Source organism: Mesorhizobium sp. M2A.F.Ca.ET.043.02.1.1, assembly GCF_003952405.1.
Classification (GTDB): domain Bacteria; phylum Pseudomonadota; class Alphaproteobacteria; order Rhizobiales; family Rhizobiaceae; genus Mesorhizobium.
This window is the reverse complement of record NZ_CP034445.1, coordinates 559375-577302: the sequence shown is the minus strand read 5'-3', so window position 1 is coordinate 577302 and position 17928 is coordinate 559375. Positions and strand designations below refer to the sequence as shown.

Genomic DNA, 17928 nt, shown 5'->3' with positions numbered 1-17928 from the left:
TGCGGGCGGAATCTGTCCGCATCTTGCTTTGCGCGCTGTCTAATCGGTTTTTCCCGGCAGGAAAAGGCCTGATGCGCCGGGAGCAGATGGGACGCCGGCTTTGGGAACGCAAGAAGGGCCGCCGTTCGAACCGGCGGCCCTTCCCATCTTACGCTGCGTCAGCTGGGCGACATGCATCAGTCGCGGAGCTTGACCAGATCGTTGAGCAGCCCGCCCGTCCCGTTGTGGACGGTGAGCCGCTCGACCTTGCCGGCGATGGCCTCCAGAGCCTCGAGCTCCTTCAGCCGCAGCATCACCGGGTTCTCGGCCATCACCTTGGCCGTGTTGAGCAGCGAACGCGTGGCGTTCGTCTCCTCGCGGCGGCGGATGACGTTGGCCTCAGCCTGCTTCTCGGCCGAAACCACCTGGTTGAGGATCTCGCGCATGTCGCCCGGCAGGATCACATCCTTGAGAGCGATGTCGCTGACCTCGACGCCGATCGCGGCCATGTCGTCGCGCACCTTGGCCGCCGCGTCCTCGTCGACCGTGACCTTCTTGTCGAGGATCTGGTCGAGCGTGAGCGCGCCAAGCGTCTTGCGGAAGGCGTACTGCAGGGCGCGGTAGAGGGCTTCCGAGAAGTCCTTCACCGTGCTCACTGCCTGGACCGGGTCGACGACCCGGTACTCGGCGGCGATGTTGACGCGGATCGTCACGCGATCCCTGGTCAGGACTTCCTGCCCGGCGACATCGAGCGACTGGCGCTTGATGTCGACGACCTTCACCTGGACCATGCGGCCGACATTCCAGAAGGCATGCACGCCCGCTTCAAGCGTGCGGACGAGCACGCCATCCACGAACAGCAGCCCGACCTGGCCGTCCACGACCGGATGCAGGAACATGTGTTCCGTCTTCCGGGCCTGGCCGAGCCGGCGCATCAGCGCCGGATCGATGGCGAGATCGGCCGCCGTGTCGACGGTCGTAACCTTCCACGGACCGGCATCCGCCCACAGCACCAGCTTGCGGTCCGGCGACAGCACAGAATGCAGCGCGCCGTCGCGCTCGACCACGGCGACCTCCATGCGTCCGGTGCGGACGACGGTGAAGTGACGCGCGGCCACGTCCGGGAGCTTGTCGAACAATGCCTTCTCGTAAGCCGAAACGAATTCCGGGTTCTTCAGGTCGTGCCTGGAGATTTCCAGGTTGCCGCGCCGGTTGGCGAGCCAATGTTCGCCCGGCATCAGGACCGCCTGGATCTCGCCCTTGTAGAGGGCGACGGCACGTTCATTTTCCTTCACGAGGACGCGCTGGCGTCCAAGAGCCTTTTCGAGAATGGTCTTCATTGTCTTACTCCTGTCGGGCATGGCCCCATGCGAGGCGTCACGTCATGCGTCGATCATCCTTTTCGTTTTTCGTTTCACGTCGTCGTACTTCATGTTCCAGGGCACGAATGATCCGGAGACCGGTGGCATCCGCGCGAAGCGGGCCTTCGGGAGCGGATCGCGGGGCGGCGAAGCGGGCGCCGGAAGCCGAAGCTTCCCTTGCCGGCCGCGCCGCGCCTTGATCGTCACCGCGGGCCTGGCCGCGCGCCGGTGGCGCAGGACGTCGCCGCCCGGCGAGGCCGAAGCCCCGCCGTCCGTGAAGTCCTCGCATTCCGGTCCCCGGACCTTTGGATAACACCACCTGAAGGTGTCGGCTTATCAGGCCGTTGGAGAAGGAATCGAACCTTCGACAGTCAGATTACACATCTGATGCTCTAACCAAACTGAGCTATCCGTGGTGCTGATGAAGGGACTCGAACCCTCGACCTCCGGACCCAAATCCGGCGCTCTAACCTCTGAGCTACATCGGCGATCCCAACACCCGAAACGGCGCCGTATACAGAGCGGCAAAGCCGCCTACACGGGCGGAGGCGAAAGCTCCAGCCGTTGCGCTCGCTTCGGTTTTCGTGACCGGGAGCGCGCCTATAGACCCTGCGACGGGTTGTCGCAAGCGGGATTGTCGCGGCAAATTTGCGGCTTCTTCCGGGAGTTGCATTTCGGCAACACTGGCCGGAGCGATGCCTTAGAAAGTCACGCGCCCCAGCACCTTGAGGCCGTCTCCGTCCGGCGCCACCACCACGGCCTCGCCCTCGCGCGGCGCCACGCCGGTGAGCGCCTCGATATCTTCGAGATGCGTGACCAGCACCAGATTGTCCGATCCCGAATAGCCGCGGATCTCCTTCATGATTGCCGCCATCTGGGCGGCTTTCTCAGCCGGATCGGTCTTCAGCAGGTCGAGCGGCGCGAAGGGCTGCGGCTCGGATTCGAAAGCGATGCGGGCAGTATCGAGGCAGCGGCAGTAGCGGCTGGAGAGGACATGGTCGATGGGGGCCGCGCGCGCCGCGAACAGCGCTCCGATGCGGCTTGCCTGCTGCTTGCCGCGCTCCGACAAATTGAGCTGCGTGGCGCAGTTGCCGATGTCGAAATTCGCCGGGTCGGTCGCCCCGGTGACGAAGGCATGTCGAAGCAGCACGACATGGCCTCCGTCGCGCAGCAGCGCCCAGCCGGCATCGGTCGCGTGGGCAAGGCTCGGAACAACCAGGAGAAAAAGCGCCAGAACAAGTCGCAGCATCGGAAGTCCTATGGCGGCCCGGGCGGGCCAAGGCCGTGATTGGCATATAGGGACCGCAAAGCCGTCCGGAACACAAGCAGAGGCGCGCCGGAGATCGGCGTGCTGCGCCGATTGCACAGCGGCCGGGGCTCGCCTATCACGGGAAAAATGTCTCCGCCCGCAAAATGACTCCGCTCACCGAAACCGTCCTCTTCGTCTTCAGCCTCGTGGCGCTTGGCTATCTGGCCGGGCTGACCAGCTATCTGAAGCCGGCGAGCGGGGAGGGCATTTCCGAATTCGCCGTCAATGTGGCGATGCCGCTGCTTCTGTTCCAAACCATGGTCAAGTCGGATTTCCACGGTGTGGCGCCATGGTCGCTGTGGGGCGCCTATTTCGCTGCCGTCGCCATCACCTGGGCCGCGGGCCATCTGGTCACGACGCGGCTGTTTGGTCGGGACGCACGCGCGGGGATCGTCGGCGGCGTGTCCTCGGCCTATTCCAATGTCGTGCTGCTCGGCGCCCCTTTCATCCTGGGCATATTCGGCGCCAGCGGCTTCGAGGTGCTGTCGCTGCTGGTCTCGGTCCACCTGCCGATCATGATGATGGCCTCGATCGTGCTGTTCGAGATGTTCGGGCGCGGCAGCGGCGAGACGGTCCACCCGCTGCGCGTTGTCAAAAGCTTCCTCAGGCGCCTGTTCATCAATCCACTGATCATCGGCATCCTGGCGGGGCTCGCCTGGCGCCTTACCGGCGCTCCGTTGCCAGACCTCGTCGAGCGGCTGGTCGACACGCTTGCCGACACGGCAGGCCCTGTGGCGCTGTTCGCCATGGGGCTTAGCCTGCGCCGCTTCGGCATCTCCGGCAATGTCAGGCCGGCGCTGGCGCTATCGGTGCTGAAGCTGTTCCTGATGCCGGCGCTGGTGCTGGCCTTCGTGTGGCTACTCGGCCTGCCGCCGCTGACCTCCAAGGTCGCGGTCGTCGTTGCGGCGCTGCCGTCGGGCATCAATTCCTACCTGATCGCCGTCCAGTTCAACACCGGCCAGGCGCTGGCCTCGAACCAGATGACGCTTGCCACGGCAAGCGCGGTGCTAACCACGTCGTTCTGGCTGACGGTGGTCGTGCACATCTTCGGATAAGCGTCAGCAAGCGTATGCGCGGCTCGCCTTTGCTGGCCCAACCCCTATATGCCATCTTGTGATTGCTTGCCTGCCTTTCCCTAGGTAAGAGCAATGCGCCGGCGTGCGGCTCTTGAAGCACGCTTCAACGGATATCCAGAAAAACGGCCGATCAGCGCGCCGAACGGAGGCCAGACCATGCTTCAGAAAACCAGCCATTTCATGCGCCAGGCCAATCTCATCAATGGTGAATGGGTGCAGGCCGACAGCGGCCAGACCATCGAGGTCAACAATCCGGCGACGGGCCTGAAGATCGGCACCGTGCCAAAGGCCGGCAAGGCTGAAACCCGCCGCGCCATCGAGGCGGCCGAGGAAGCGTTCAAGAGCTGGCGCAAGACCACCGCGCTCGAGCGCTCGAAGCTGTTACGCAAGCTGCATGACGCGATGATGGACAATCAGGACGTGCTGGCCGAGCTGCTGACCATCGAGCAGGGCAAGTCGCTCGCCGAATCCAAGGGCGAGATCGGCTCGTCCGCGGCCTACATCCTGTGGTTCGCCGAGGAAGGCCGCCGCGTCTATGGCGACATCGTGCCGTCGCCATGGGGCGACCGCCGCATCCTTGTGACCAAGGAGCCGGTCGGCGTCATCGCCGCCATCACGCCATGGAATTTTCCGTCCTCGATGCTCGCCCGCAAGATCGGTCCGGCCTTGGCCGCCGGCTGCACCGCTGTGGTGAAGCCCGCCTCGCAGACGCCTTATTCCGGCCTCGCCTGGGGCGCGCTGGTCGAGGAAGTCGGTTTCCCGAAGGGCGTCGTCAACGTCGTGACCGGCTCAGCCGGCGAGATCGGCGACGAACTCTGCACCAATCCGCTGGTCAAGAAGATCACCTTCACCGGCTCGACCGAGATCGGCAAGCTGCTGATCCAGAAGTCCGCCTCGACGGTCAAGAAGGTGTCGATGGAGCTCGGCGGCAACGCGCCGTTCCTGGTCTTCGACGACGCTGATGTCGACCGCGCGGTGGCCGGCGCCATCACCGCGAAATACCGCAATTCCGGCCAGACCTGCGTGTGCACCAACCGCTTCCTCGTCCAGGCAGGCATCTATGACCAGTTCGTCGAGAAGCTCGCCGCCGCCAGCAACAACCTCAAGGTCGGCTCGGGCCTGGAGGAAGGCGTGCAGCAGGGACCGCTGATCGACGAGAAGGCGGTCGAGAAAGTCGAGGAATTCATCGCTGATGCCACGTCCAAGGGCGGCCAGGTCGTCGCCGGCGGCAAGCGCCATGCGCTTGGCGGCTCGTTCTTCCAGCCGACGGTGATCTCCGGCGCCACGCCGAACATGCGATTCATGAAGGAAGAGATTTTTGGGCCGATCGCGCCCGTGTTCAAGTTCGAGACCGAGGAAGAGGCGGTGGCCTTGGCCAACGACACCGAGTTCGGCCTCGCCGCTTATTTCTACACCGGCAATCTCGGCCGAGCCTTCCGGGTCATGGAAGGTCTGAAATATGGCATGGTCGGTGTCAATGAAGGCCTGATCACCACGCCCGAGGCGCCGTTCGGCGGCGTCAAGGAATCGGGTCTCGGCCGCGAAGGCGGGCATCAGGGCATCGAGGACTATCTCGACACCAAATATGCCTGCTTCGGTGGCCTGGGGCTCTGATATCGACCGGCCGTACTGGATAGGTTTTGAAGAGCCGTCCGTCGTTTCACTGAAACGATGGGCGGCTCTATCTGTTTGGTTCAGCGAAATCCCGGTCGAAAAACAGTCAGACATCTGGAATTGCCTGAGCCTGCCCTTGCCGGATCATCCATAGCCGGCCTAAATCCATTGATCGACAACTTACATTTTCGGGCATGGCGATGAAGGACGGCGAGGTCTTCGGCACGACGCAGGCGGGCGAGGCCGTACGCCGGTTCACGATCCGGGGCGGCGGCTTGACCGCCAACATCATCGGACTGGGCGCGATCGTCCAGGATCTTCGACTGAACGGCCACGACGCGCCGCTGGTGCTGGGCTACGACCGCTTCGAACCCTACGAGACCGACCGCGCCTTTTTCGGGGCGGTCGTCGGCCGCTTCGCCAACCGCATTGGCGGCGGCCGTTTCACCATTGCCGGCCAGCGCTACCAGACCGAGCAGAATTTTCTCGGCAAGCACACGCTGCATGGCGGCTCGGAAGGCTATTTCCACCGGCCATGGACCGTTTCGCTGCACGGCCGCGATTTCGTGACGCTGACACTGCACGATCCGGACGGCGCGATGGGTTTTCCCGGCGCGCTCGACGTCACCTGCACCTACCGGCTGAAGATCCCCGGCACGCTCAGCATGGAACTGACCGCGACTTGCGAGGAGCCGACGCTCTGCAATCTGGCGCAGCACTCCTATTTCAACCTCGACGATGGCGGCGTCGGCGACATCCTCGACCATCGGCTGATGCTCAACGCCAGCGCCTACACGCCCGTCGATGACGAGATGATCCCGACCGGTGTCGTGAAGCCGGTCGACGGCACGCCTTTCGATTTCCGGCAGGCGCGGGCGCTGCGCATGGAAATGGAGGGCGAGCAGCTTCAATACGACCTGAATTACTGCCTCGCCTCCAGCCGCGGGCCGCTGCACCAGGCTGCCTGGGTGCAAGGCGCCAATTCCGGCGTCGAGATGGAAGTCTGGACCACCGAGCCTGGACTGCAGCTCTATAGCGGCCAGTTCGTCGCGCCGGCATCGCCGGGGCTCGACGGCCGCCACTACAAGGCGTTTTCAGGCCTCTGCCTCGAAGCGCAGACCTGGCCGGACGCGCCGAACCGGCCCTATTTCCCGCAGGCGACGCTGTGGCCAGGGCAGATCTATCATCAGGTGACGGAATACCGCTTCCGTTTGCCTTAAGGTTTTTCGGTATTGAAGTAATGTGCGCTAAAGCTTCGACGGCGCTTAACTGTCGAATGCTGCCCTCAACGTCGCGAATGGAGCAAGCGCGCCGCGAACCTGCACGACCGCGGCCGCCACTTTATGCGCGCGGCGCACCGCGTCGGCAGGCGCGTGGCCGGCAAGCCGCGCGGCGAGATAGCCGCCGTTGAAAGAATCGCCGGCGCCCGTGGTGTCGACTGGGGCGGCCACATGCACCGCATCCACGGTTTGCGAAGCGCCGTTCAGCGCGATCAAGGCCGGCTGCTCGCCATTCTTGACCACGACCTCGCCAGTCAGCTTGCCGAGGCGTTCCGCCGTCGCCTGCGGTGTCGGATCCCCGAACAGCATCTGCTCGTCCGGAAAGGTCGGCAGCGCGATGTCGGCCACGGCAAGCGCTTCCAGGATCGCGGCCTGGGCTGCCTCGCGGCTCGGCCACAGACGCGGCCGGTAATTCGGGTCGAAGGCGACGAGCGAGCCGGCGGCCCCGGCCGCAACTATGGCGGTCAGCAAAGTTGTCCGCGCGGCCTCGTCCAGAATTGCCAGGGTGATTCCAGAAAAATAGACAAGCGCCTGGTTTTCAAGGCTTTTCGCGAGCGCCACCGGATCGGAGGCGAGCTGACGCGCTGCCGCGTCGCTTCGCCAGTAGGTAAAGGCGCGCTCGGCTCCGGTGAGCGTGATGGCGTAAAGGCCGGGGCGCGCGCCGGCAATGACCGGACTGTTGCCTATGCCGATGCCGTTCTGGCCGAAGAAGGCGATCTGGTCGCGCGAGAAGGGATCGTCGCCGAAGGCCGAGACATAAGTCGCGGGGTGCTCCGGGCTCAGCGCGTGCAATGCCCACAGCGTGTTGAAGGTGTCGCCGGCAAAGCCCATGCGCCAGCTGTCGCCGGTCTGTCCCGACAATTCGATCATGCATTCGCCGATCGACGCAATACCCTTGGCGGCCATGTGGGTTCTATCCTTCTTAAAGTCTTGTTGCTGTAGCTTTTTGCGGCCGGCAGCGCCATGCTTGGCTGCCGGCGAATTTTGCGCCAGAAACGATTTCCCACAGGCAGGGCGGGACGCGGCGAGCGGCCCGCGACGTTAGCAGCCGAAGAGGAACGGGCTTGGCATCGATATGGCGTTACATCCTTGCGGGGCTCGGCCTGGCCGCGTTGCTGGTCGGCATCGTGGCCGTCGTCTATCAGACGCTGCCGCATTCGGCGTCCGGTCCGGACCTGTCGCGCTCCAAGAAGACGGCGAACGGGCTGTTCGTCGCGAGCTTCGAGCCGGAGCGCGGCGACATCCGGCAGGGCGAGCTGCAATCCTGGCTGCTGACGCTGAAGACCGCCGCCGGCGCGCCGGTGGAGGGGGCGGCCATCACCGTTTCCGGCGGGATGCCGCAGCACAATCACGGCCTGCCGACCAGTCCGCAGGCGACCGATTATCTTGGCGAGGGGCGCTACCGCATCGACGGCGTGAAATTCACGATGAGCGGCTGGTGGCAGCTGCACTTCGGTATCTCGGCGGCGGCGGGTTCCGATTCCGTCGTCTTCAACGTCGTGTTGTGAGCGGGCGATGAGGCGTCTGACGAGCGTTGCATGCCTGCTGGCTTTGGCCGCTCTCGCCTTGCTGGGTGGCTGCGGCGAGCCGCAATTCAGCGACGCTGAAAAGAAGACCATCGCGTCTTTGGCGCTGAACACGCTGCCTTCGCTCAAGGCGGATACCACCAACCAGTATGCGGATGTGCCGGCGGCTGCCGCGCTCGGCTCGACGCTGTTCTTCGATGCCGGCATGAGCCGTGACGGCACGGTGTCATGCTCGACCTGCCACAAGATCGACCGCCAGTTCCAGGACGACCTGCCGCAGGCGGTCGGCGTCGGCCATACCAACCGCCGCACCATGCCGCTGGCGGGCGTGGCGCGCAATCCTTGGTACTTCTGGGACGGCAGGCGCGACAGCCTGTGGGCCCAGGCGCTGACGCCGCTTGAAAACCCGCTGGAGCAGGCCGGCAACCGGGCAGCCTTCGCGCATTACATCAAGAAGCGGTTCGGCGAGCGCTACGAGCGCATTTTTGGGCCGCTGCCGGACCTTTCCACCGTGCCGGCCAATGCCAGTCCGCTCGGCAGCGACGCCGAGAAGGCGGTGTGGAACGCGATGCCCGCCTCTCAGCAGGACGACGTCAACCGCGTCTATGCCAATATCGGCAAGGCGATCGCCGCCTTCGAGCGATCGATCGAGCCCGAGGAGACGCGCTTCGACCGTTTCGCCATCGATCTGGCGACCGGCGCCAAGCCGGAAGGGGACGCGGCTTTCTCGCCGGAAGAAATCCTCGGGCTGAAACTGTTCATCGGCAAGGCCAATTGCGTGACCTGCCACAATGGTCCGCGCCTCACCGACAATGCGTTCCACAACACCGGCGTGCCGCCGGTCGACGGCCTGCCGCCGGACCGCGGGCGCGTCGATGCCGTAGCACAGGTCGAGGCCGACCCGTTCAACTGCCTCGGCAAATTCCGCGACGGCGACGAGAGCGCCTGCCGCGAGCTGCGCTTCATGGTCAAGGACGGTCCGCAAATCACGCACGCCTACAAGACGCCGTCGCTCAGGGGGGCGGCGGATCGCGCGCCCTACATGCATGCCGGCCAGTTCTCGACACTCGATGAAGTGGTGGCGCATTATTCGAAGGCGCCGCCCAGCGTTGAAGGCGTATCGGAAGTGCATCCGCTCGATCTGTCCGATCGCGAGCGCGCGGCGCTGGTGGCGTTCCTCAAGACGCTTTCTGATTAGCGATCCTTGACCGTCTCCATCGCCACGAAGGTCGAGGTCTGGGCGACATGGGGCAGGGCCGAAATGCGCTCGCCGAGCACGCGGCGATAGGCGGCGATGTCGGTGGTGCGGACCTTCAGCAGATAGTCGAAGCTCGAGGCCATCATGTGGCACTGCTCGATCTCGGGCACGCCCTGGACAGCGCGGTTGAAAGCGTCGAGCGCCGCCGAGCGCGTGTCCGACAGCTTTACCTGGACGAAGGCGACATGGCCTTCGCCCATGCGTTCACGATCGATGATGGCGCGGTAGCCTCTGATGTAGCCGTCCTTCTCCAATCGTTTCACGCGCGCCTGCACCGGCGTCTTCGACAGGCCGACCTTCAAAGCCAGTTCGGACATCGAAAGCCTGCCGTCGCGCCCGAGCGCCGACAGGATGTTACGGTCGATGCGGTCCAATTGGTCTTCGGTCACTGGAATCACAGTCGAAACGACGAAAATATCCATTGTACGATAGATCGAATGGACTGCCGTGTCGATTTCTTTGGGCCGACCGGAATCCGCAGCTGTGCTAGCTTGCGCCATTCGGTCCGGCGACCGCCGGAACGTTCGCTCATGCTCGCTTTCATGGACCCGATATGCCGCTCGACGCCATCCGCCAGCAGATCCGCGCCAATTATTTGCCCGACGAAGACGAGGCGGTGAAGCGCCTGTCGGCGACAGCGGGGTTGTCGGCCGAGGAGCGCAAGGCGATCTCGGCGCGCGCGGCCGATCTGGTGCGCGCGGTGCGCGGCTCGACGGACCCCAGGCTGATGGAGGTTTTTCTCTCGGCCTACGGTCTGTCGACCAAGGAAGGGGTGGCGCTGATGTGCCTGGCCGAGGCGCTGCTGCGCGTGCCCGACACCGAGACGATGGACGATCTGATCGCGGACAAGATCGCACCGCATGACTGGTCGGCGCATTCGGGCGGCTCGAGCTCGATCTTCGTCAACGCCTCGACCTGGGCGCTGATGCTCACCGGCCGCGTGCTCGACGAAGGCGAGGGCGGCATCGAAGGCACGCTGCGCGCCATGGTGCGCCGGCTGGGCGAGCCGGTGATCCGCAAGGCGGTCGCTGCGGCGATGCGCGAGATGGGCGAGCAGTTCGTGCTCGGCCGCACCATCGCCGAGGCCGTCAAGCGCGGCCGGCCGATGACGCAGAAGGGCTATCTCTATTCCTTCGACATGCTGGGCGAGGCGGCCCGCACCGAGGCCGACGCGCTGCGCTACCACCGCGCCTATGCGGATGCGATCTCGTCGCTCGATGCCGGGTCGAACGGCCCTGACATCCGCTACAATCACGGCATTTCGGTCAAGCTGTCCGCGCTGCACCCGCGCTACGAGGTGGCGCAGCGCGAGACGATGCTGCCGGTGATGGCCGAACGGCTTCTGTCGCTGGCGCTTGCCGCGCGGCACTCGCGCATGGGTCTCAACATCGACGCCGAGGAGGCGGACCGCCTCGACCTGTCGCTCGACGTCATCGAACGCGTGCTGGCCGAACCGGAACTTGCCGGCTGGGACGGCTTCGGCGTCGTCGTCCAGGCCTATGGCCCGCGCGCGGCTTTCGCCATCGACTGGCTCTATGCGCTGGCGAAGAAATACGACCGCCGGATCATGGTGCGGCTAGTCAAGGGCGCCTATTGGGACACCGAGATCAAGCGGGCGCAGACGCTGGGTCTTACCGGCTATCCGGTCTTCACCCGCAAGGCCAACACCGACGTTTCGTATCTGGCCTGCGCGAAGAAGCTTTTGTCGATGACCGACCGCATCTATCCGCAGTTCGCCACCCATAACGCGCACACGGTCGCTGCGATCCTATCGATGGCGAAGGACCGCGAGAGCTTCGAGTTCCAGCGCCTGCACGGCATGGGCGAGGCGCTGCACGAAACCGTGCGCCAAGCCGAAGGCACGCGCTGCCGCATCTATGCGCCGGTCGGCGCGCATTCGGACCTGCTTGCCTATCTGGTGCGGCGTTTGCTGGAAAACGGCGCCAATTCCTCCTTCGTCCACCAGTTGACCGACGAGGAAGTCGAGCCGGAGGAGATTGCGCGCGACCCGCTCACGGTTGTCGAGATGCACGGCCCCGCCGCCAATCCGGCGATCGCGCGTCCCTCAGCGATCTTCGGCGCCGGGCGCCGCAACTCCAAAGGCTTCGACATCACCGATCCGGTGACGCTTGCGGCTATCGACAAGGCGAGGGCGGAATTTGCCGGAGCGGACCGCTGGCATGCCAAGCCGGTCACGCGCGCCGCCGGCTACGGCAAGCAGCGCCAGATCGTCAATCCGGCCAGGCCCGACGAGATCGTCGGCACCGTGCATGAAGCTGCGGCCAAGCAGGTGGCGACCGCCGTGCGCATTGCCGTCGACGCGCAGCCCGGCTGGGCGAAGCGCCCCGTTGCCGAGCGCGCCGCGATCCTCAACCGCGCTGCCGACCTCTACGAGGCCAATGCGGCCGAGTTCTTCGCTCTCGCCACCCGCGAGGCCGGCAAGTCGCTGGCCGATGGCGTGGCGGAAGTGCGCGAGGCGGTCGACTTCCTGCGCTATTACGCGGCCGAGGCGGCGAATGCCGAGGCAGGCACCGAAGCGCGCGGCGCGATCGTCTGCATCTCGCCGTGGAATTTCCCGCTGGCGATCTTCACCGGCCAGATCGCGGCGGCTTTGGTCACCGGCAATTCGGTCATCGCCAAGTCGGCGGAGCAGACGCCGCTCATCGCCTTCCGCGCCGTCGAGATGCTGCGCGAGGCCGGCGTGCCGGAGGATGTCATCCAGCTTCTGCCGGGCGACGGCCCCACGGTCGGCGCGCCGCTGACCGCCGATCCGCGCATCGCCGGCGTCTGCTTCACCGGCTCGACCGAGGTCGCCAAGCTGATCGAGAAGCAACTGGCCGAGACCGCGGCGCCCGATGCCATGCTGATCGCCGAGACCGGCGGCTTGAATGCGATGATCGTCGATTCCACCGCGCTGCCGGAGCAGGCGGTGCGCGACATCCTCGCGTCGGCCTTCCAGAGCGCCGGCCAGCGCTGCTCGGCGCTGCGCGTGCTCTACGTCCAGAAGGACGTCGAGAAAAAGATGCTGGAGATGCTGAAGGGCGCGATGGAAGCGCTCAACGTCGGCAATCCCTGGGCCATCTCGACCGATGTCGGCCCGGTCATCGACGACGAGGCGCAGGCTTCGATCAGCGACTATTGCAAGAAGAAGGGGCTGGAAGGCCGGCTGATCGCCAGGATCGAAGCTCCGGCCACCGGCCGCTTCGTCGCCCCGCATGTCTTCCGCGTCAAGGGCATCGAGGAGATGGAGCGCGAGGTGTTCGGCCCGGTGCTGCACGTCGCGACTTTCGACGCCGACGAGATCGACCAGGTCATCGCCGCCATCAACCGCAAGGGCTATGGCCTCACCTTCGGCCTGCATACGCGCATCGAGGGCCGGGTCCAGCATTTCGTCGACGGCATCCATGCCGGCAACATCTATGTCAACCGCAACCAGATCGGCGCCGTGGTCGGCTCGCAGCCCTTCGGCGGCGAGGGGCTTTCGGGCACCGGCCCGAAGGCCGGCGGACCGCATTACCTGCGCCGCTTCCGCAAGGGGCCTGAGGCCGGAACCGAGGTTGCCGATGGTCACAAGGTGACCGCGACCGAGCTTGCCGACAATCTGCCCGATCCGACGCTGGGCGGCTGGTCGACGCGGCCGGACCGCGTCGCGATCCTGAGGAAGCATCTGCGCGGCAAGGGCGTGGCGGCGATCGCCGCGGCCGCCAGCCTCGATTTCGGCCAGGTCGACCTGCCTGGACCGACCGGCGAAGCCAACACGCTGTCGCTGGCGCCGCGCGGCCGGGTGCTTTGCCTCGGCCCGGACACCGAGACGCTGCTTGCCCAGACGATCCAGGCGCTCGCCGCCGGCAACGCGGTGCTTGCCGTGGCGCCGGGCGCGCCGGCAGCACTCTCGGCACTGACCGGCAAGGGCCTGCCGCTGGCAGCCATCGACGGCCGGCCGGACCCGGTCGAGGCGCGCTCACTGCGCGTCGATGTCGTCGCCTTCTCCGGCACGCCGGAAGCGGCGCGCATCGTGCGCAAGGTGATCGCCCACCGCGCCGGGCCGATCGTGCCGCTGGTCAGCGAGGTGCTCAACCCGGCCGCCTACGCGCATGAGCGCGCGGTCTGCGTCGACACGACAGCGGCAGGTGGGAACGCCAGCCTGCTTGCCGCCGCCTAGGGCGTATCGATATTCAGGTGAGGCCGGCCTGCAAACGATGGCGTCCTGTGCTTCCGCTGCTCACGTACTTTAAGTACGCTCCGCTCCGGTTCTCGGAAGCCACCTTGTTTGGTCGCCTCGCGCCCGTCTTCGACTCCGACTCGGCCTGACCTGAATCTCAACACGCCCTTACCGGTCAGCAGAGATAGACTAAGCGCCTTCGACGACCGAAAAGCCCTCGAATTGCGGGTGGCCGAGGTAATGAACCTTCGAGCCGCCGGCGTTGCGGTGGGCGGCGCGGAAGTTTTCCGACTTCGTCCAGGCGACGAAATCCTCCTGGCTTGCCCAGACCGTGTGCGAGGCAAACAGCGTGTAGCCTTCGGTCTCGTTGACCGGCCCGCGCAGCAGGTGGAATTCCCTGAAACCCTTCATTTCGGAGAGGCTGGAATCGCGGTTTTTCCAGACGTCCTCGAAGGCTTCCTCAGAGCCGTTCTGGACCTTGAAGCGGTTCATGGCGATGTACATTGGTTTCCTTTCGAATTGCATGAATTGTGGCGTTCAGGATGGCTTCAACCGGGTCTCAAAAGGGACCGATCCGCGCTTTGAACACCCAACTTGATCTTCCCGTCTCGGGTGGAATGGGAGGGAACGGTGCCTGCTTGCGCACCAGAGCCAAAGCGAATTGATCGAGCTCGGCGGAGCCGGAACTTTCGGCGAGCTGCAGGTCGCTTATGCTGCCGTCGGCCGCGACCACGAAAACCACCCTGGCGTTGTTGCGGGCCTTTGCCTGGACCGATTTCGAAACGCGGCGGTTGGCGCGGGCGAGCCTCTTTTGAATTTCGCCGCTGTAGCGGGATTCCAGGGCATTGCCGGCTGCGGCCTTCATCTTACCCTTGCTGGCGATGGTCGGCGCATTGCGTGCGTCGCCATCCGCTGTTTCCGTGCCGCGCGTCTCAACGGGTTGGCCTGATCCTGCCGGTGCGCTCGACGTTGCGGCCGGGGCTGGTGGGTGTTCGGGTTCGGCAGGCGACGCGTCGGCGCTTTGCGGCTCGATCGCAGGCGCCTGTTCGGCGGCCATGGGCACGCTCTGATCGTCTTGGCGCGCTGTGGCGGCCGTCAGGATATCGGGCGTGGAAGCAGGCTCCTGGGCGGCTTCTGCCGGAGGCTGAGGCGTTACAGGTTGGCTGGCCGGTTGCGGCGCTTCAGCCGGCGGAGTGGCCTGGACTGCTTGGCGCTTAACCGGCTGCGGGTCCGCCACCAAGGTTACATCCACCGCGCCGGACATCGCGTCATTGAGGGCGCTGCCCTGGGCGTCGGCGCCTGCCTGGCTGCTGCCCTCGGCCTGGATCGCGTCCAGGGGGTCGAATGTTCCGGCGGGCGCGATGAAAAACGCCGCCGCGGCGGCGACATGGAGCAAGCCGGAGGCGACAATCGCCACCGGCCATTTGCGGTCTTGCGCCGACTGACGTCGCTGCGCGAGCGACTCGGCCGGCGGGATCGCCGGTTCGCTGTCGGCGTCGGGGAGGGGGTCGATGTCCTGCATGGCTCGCGAGGAGACCTGCGGCAAGCGACGCGTCCTTGTCAAATCAAGATCGGTCAAATCAAGATCGGTTACCGCAAGCAGCGCCAGGCCTATGCCGGCCGGCGCTTGTACAAAGGCGTTGCGTGCCGGTTCGAAGCCCACAGCCTGTCAGACCCCGAAAGCGATGGCGGTCCTGGTCGAGGTCTTCAACGCGCGCATGCAGGCCGCGGGGTCGACGCCACTGCCGGCGCATTCGGTCGCGCTGTTGATCAGCACGCGGCTGAGCTTACCGCAGTCGGCGCCGGCAAGGTCGAAGCGGGTGACCTTGGTCTTGCCGGCCGGCAGGTCCTTGAAATCGAGCACGGTGAGGCGGTCGACGACGCCCGCCTCATTGAACAGCGCGATCTCGAAAGCCGCCTTGGACAGGTCGGCGCCGAGCGCGTTGTTGACAACGAAGGTCAGCCGGCAGCCTTTTTCCGAAGGCTGCGCGGCATTGAGCTCGAGGCTGAGAGCCGGAGCTGAGGCAGCGGCCGGCGCGGACTGGGCCCACGCCGGCACCATCGCAAGCGACATCGCGAACGTCGAGGTCAGCAGACGAAAGGATGTCATCAAGCGTTTCATGTCTCGCTCAGCCTCCAAAGCGCATGGTTGCCGCGAGCTTCAGCGTGACGCCGGGTTCGTAAAGGACGGCGGTCGTGCTTCCGTTGAGCGGGTTGGTGTATTTGACGTCGAACAGATTGTCGGCGCGGAAGTCGAGCTTGAGATTGTCCGTCGCCTGGTAGCTGGCGAAGGCATTGACCAGTGTGAAGTCCTTAGCCACCGGATTGCCCTTGGGCTTGCCGTTATACTGCACTTCGCCGCCGACGGTCAGCTTGTCCTCGAGGAAGCGCAAGCCGAGCTGCGCCGTCACCTGCGAGGAGGGGATGGTGGCAAGATCAGCGCGCTCGCCCTCATAGGAGATGGTGTGGCCGTTGATGACCGAGGCCGACAGGCCGGCATAGCCCCAGCCGGCGTCGTAGACGCTTTCCAGCTCGAAGCCGTTGATCTTGGCCTTGGCGAAGTTCTGGTACTGGAAGCAGATCGGAATGCCCGGGCCGAACGGGCAGCCGCTGGTCGGGTCGAAGGGCGAGAGCGTCACGCCGTCGATGTAGTCGTCGACATTGTTGTTGAAATAGGCGGCCTTGAGCCGCAGCGCGTCGCCGCCCTCGATGATGTCGTTCTGCTTGTAGTTGACGCCGAACTCGACGGTCTTGCCGGTCTCGGGCTTCAGGTTCGGGTTGGGCAGGAACGGGAAGCTGACGCCGGCCGGATGGTTGCCGCTGATCAACGTCTCGGTCAGTGAGGGTGAGCGGTAACCTTCCGCATAGGTGCCGTAGAACTGCAGGCCTGCCAGGCCGGCGCTTTCGAAGGGCGAGACGCCGACGGTGATGCGCGGCGAAACCCTGTCGCCGGAGGTCTCGTTCGTATCGTCCTTCAGGCTGTAGTTGTCGTAGCGCAGGCCGCCAGTGACCTCGAGCCATTCCCAGGTCAGCTTGTCCTGGATGTAGGCGCCGGAGACGTTGCGCTTGCCCGACGGTGTATAAAAACTGTCGCCGCCGGCGCTGCCGCCGGTATCGACATCGTCGCCAACCCAGTCGCCGCCATAGGTCAGCTCATGCGCGACGCTCGCCGTCTCGAAGCGCGAGGTGTTCCAGATGTCGATGCCGGTCGTGCCGACATCGAAGGTCGACAGCGAGCCGGGCGGCAGCATCACGGGCAGGCCGGTGGTCGGATCGAAGCGGTTCTGCGCGGTGAGTGTCGTCAGGTCGAGAACTGTCTTGTTGTAGGAAGCGTTGATGTGGAGGTCGAGCCAGCTCTTGGCATCGTCGGTTATGTTGTAGCGGGCGGTAAAGGTGTTCGACTTGAGGTCGACGTCGTTGGCGGGCACGCCGCCGCTGGTCTCGGTCCAGCCATCCTTGGAGCCGACCCAGCCAAGCTTCAATTCGCTGTTTTCGGTCGGGCGTATGGTGGTCTTGAGCAGGCCGCTCAGCACATCGAAACCGGTGCCGGCAACGGTGTCGCCGCCGCCGTTCTTATAGTCGCCATAGTCGCGGTAGACGATGTTGCCGAGAACATCCCAGTTGTCGTTGATCCGGTAGGCGCCGGTGGCGCTGGGGGTCCAGCCCTTGCCGTTGCTCTCGTAGCGTCCGGTCAGCGAGCCGGCCCAGGTCTCTTCCGGCTTGAGGAAATCGGCGGCGTCCTTGGTGTCGAAGAAGACGACGCCGCCGATGGCGCCGGAGCCGTAGGTGTTGGCGACCGGACCGCGGATCACGTCGACCGACTTGATGAGCTCAGGATCGACATAGAAGGTCGACTGCGTGCCGTGGTCCGAGCGCTGGAAATCCTGCCTGGCGCCATCAACGATGACCGCGACGCGGCCGAAATCCTGCAGGCCGCGGATGTTGATGCTGGAAGAGACGCGGCGCGCGTCGGCCTGCACGGCGACGCCGGGCACGCCGAGCAGCATTTCGTTGGGCGTGGTCGCCATGCGGCGGTCGAGCTGCTCCTGGTCGACATGGCTGGCGGAGGCCAGCGACTGGATCGCCGTTTCGCCGGTGCGGCTGATAACGAGGATCTTGTCGAGCAAGGTTCCTTCGGCGGCGGCCTTCTCGTCAGCCTTCTTTTTCTGATCGGCCTGCTGGCTGGTCGCTGGCTGCGTGGCCTGTTGCGCTTTTGCCGCCGATACGCTGAGCGCGATCGCCGCCGCTCCGGCCATTAAGATGGCAATGCCGCTCGCCATCGATCGGAAGCTCGGACCCGCGTTCTCGCCCGCCAGGCCCGTTCGTCCCCAAGTCACCAACCCCATGCCCCAACTCCAGATTT

The 17928-nt window shown here is 65.2% G+C and carries 15 protein-coding genes and 2 tRNA genes; 7 read left to right on the top strand and 10 right to left on the bottom strand.

The genetic code is table 11. The features are described 5' to 3' along the window. Positions 1-176: 176 nt before the first annotated feature. Positions 177-1319 (bottom strand): slipin family protein, encoded by a 1143-nt coding sequence (locus EJ068_RS02750; RefSeq protein ID WP_129554461.1) that lies wholly within the window; start codon positions 1317-1319, stop codon positions 177-179. Between EJ068_RS02750 and EJ068_RS02745 the strand changes: the two genes are divergently transcribed. Then, positions 1309-1653, top strand: coding sequence for a hypothetical protein (locus EJ068_RS02745; RefSeq protein WP_127251541.1), 345 nt, complete (start codon positions 1309-1311; stop codon positions 1651-1653). The two genes, EJ068_RS02750 and EJ068_RS02745, sit on opposite strands and share 11 nt — an antisense overlap. Before the next feature lie 31 nt (positions 1654-1684). On the opposite strand, the gene EJ068_RS02740 is transcribed toward EJ068_RS02745, so the two are convergent. The 3 genes from EJ068_RS02740 to EJ068_RS02730 all read right to left on the bottom strand — a co-directional run bounded on the left by EJ068_RS02740 (position 1685) and on the right by EJ068_RS02730 (position 2589). Further along, positions 1685-1752 (bottom strand) — tRNA-Thr (locus EJ068_RS02740). A gap of 1 nt (position 1753) precedes the next feature. Beyond that, positions 1754-1828 (bottom strand) — tRNA-OTHER (locus tag EJ068_RS02735). A gap of 212 nt (positions 1829-2040) precedes the next feature. After that, positions 2041-2589, bottom strand: coding sequence for a histidine phosphatase family protein (locus EJ068_RS02730; RefSeq protein WP_127251542.1), 549 nt, complete (start codon positions 2587-2589; stop codon positions 2041-2043). A gap of 164 nt (positions 2590-2753) precedes the next feature. Between EJ068_RS02730 and EJ068_RS02725 the strand changes: the two genes are divergently transcribed. From EJ068_RS02725 to EJ068_RS02715, 3 genes are all read left to right on the top strand, one after another. Beyond that, positions 2754-3704: an AEC family transporter gene (locus EJ068_RS02725; RefSeq protein ID WP_127251543.1), complete on the top strand. Its 951-nt coding sequence runs from the start codon at positions 2754-2756 to the stop codon at positions 3702-3704. A 177-nt stretch (positions 3705-3881) separates the two neighbouring features. Continuing rightward, positions 3882-5339, top strand: a complete 1458-nt coding sequence (locus EJ068_RS02720; RefSeq protein ID WP_127251544.1) for an NAD-dependent succinate-semialdehyde dehydrogenase — start codon at positions 3882-3884, stop codon at positions 5337-5339. 194 nt (positions 5340-5533) lie between these two features. Further along, a complete protein-coding gene (locus EJ068_RS02715; protein WP_127251545.1) occupies positions 5534-6559 on the top strand; it encodes an aldose epimerase family protein in 1026 nt (341 codons plus the stop codon). Positions 6560-6604: 45 nt separating this feature from the next. On the opposite strand, the gene EJ068_RS02710 is transcribed toward EJ068_RS02715, so the two are convergent. Further along, on the bottom strand, positions 6605-7525 hold the full coding sequence (locus tag EJ068_RS02710) for a sugar kinase (RefSeq protein WP_127386315.1): 921 nt from the start codon (positions 7523-7525) through the stop codon (positions 6605-6607). Positions 7526-7683: 158 nt separating this feature from the next. Between EJ068_RS02710 and EJ068_RS02705 the strand changes: the two genes are divergently transcribed. Together EJ068_RS02705 and EJ068_RS02700 are read left to right on the top strand one after the other, a co-directional pair. Continuing rightward, the gene (locus EJ068_RS02705; RefSeq protein ID WP_127251546.1) at positions 7684-8127 is read left to right on the top strand and encodes a FixH family protein; all 444 of its coding nucleotides are present in this window, start codon (positions 7684-7686) and stop codon (positions 8125-8127) included. 7 nt (positions 8128-8134) lie between these two features. Continuing rightward, a complete protein-coding gene (locus tag EJ068_RS02700) occupies positions 8135-9343 on the top strand; it encodes a cytochrome c peroxidase (protein WP_127251547.1) in 1209 nt (402 codons plus the stop codon). Here the strand turns inward: EJ068_RS02700 and EJ068_RS02695 are convergent. After that, positions 9340-9792, bottom strand: coding sequence for an Lrp/AsnC ligand binding domain-containing protein (locus EJ068_RS02695; protein ID WP_126088729.1), 453 nt, complete (start codon positions 9790-9792; stop codon positions 9340-9342). The genes EJ068_RS02700 and EJ068_RS02695 overlap by 4 nt on opposite strands. A gap of 164 nt (positions 9793-9956) precedes the next feature. Here EJ068_RS02695 and putA point away from each other — a divergent pair, with 164 nt between their 5' ends. Then, complete coding sequence (gene putA, locus EJ068_RS02690) at positions 9957-13565, top strand: bifunctional proline dehydrogenase/L-glutamate gamma-semialdehyde dehydrogenase PutA (protein ID WP_127251548.1); 3609 nt, start codon at positions 9957-9959, stop codon at positions 13563-13565. A 189-nt stretch (positions 13566-13754) separates the two neighbouring features. Here putA and EJ068_RS02685 read toward each other — a convergent pair whose 3' ends face one another. From EJ068_RS02685 to EJ068_RS02670, 4 genes are read right to left on the bottom strand one after another with little or no spacing between them, the layout of a single operon-like run. Next, positions 13755-14069, bottom strand: a complete 315-nt coding sequence (locus EJ068_RS02685; RefSeq protein WP_042644923.1) for an antibiotic biosynthesis monooxygenase — start codon at positions 14067-14069, stop codon at positions 13755-13757. A 55-nt stretch (positions 14070-14124) separates the two neighbouring features. Next, positions 14125-15228 carry an energy transducer TonB gene (locus EJ068_RS02680; RefSeq protein WP_245463326.1) on the bottom strand — a complete coding sequence of 368 codons (1104 nt, stop codon included), beginning with the start codon at positions 15226-15228 and terminating at the stop codon, positions 14125-14127. A gap of 6 nt (positions 15229-15234) precedes the next feature. Further along, positions 15235-15675, bottom strand: coding sequence for a hypothetical protein (locus EJ068_RS02675; protein WP_245463325.1), 441 nt, complete (start codon positions 15673-15675; stop codon positions 15235-15237). A gap of 19 nt (positions 15676-15694) precedes the next feature. Continuing rightward, positions 15695-17911 carry a TonB-dependent hemoglobin/transferrin/lactoferrin family receptor gene (locus EJ068_RS02670; protein WP_127251550.1) on the bottom strand — a complete coding sequence of 739 codons (2217 nt, stop codon included), beginning with the start codon at positions 17909-17911 and terminating at the stop codon, positions 15695-15697. Between the last annotated feature and the right edge of the window lie 17 nt (positions 17912-17928).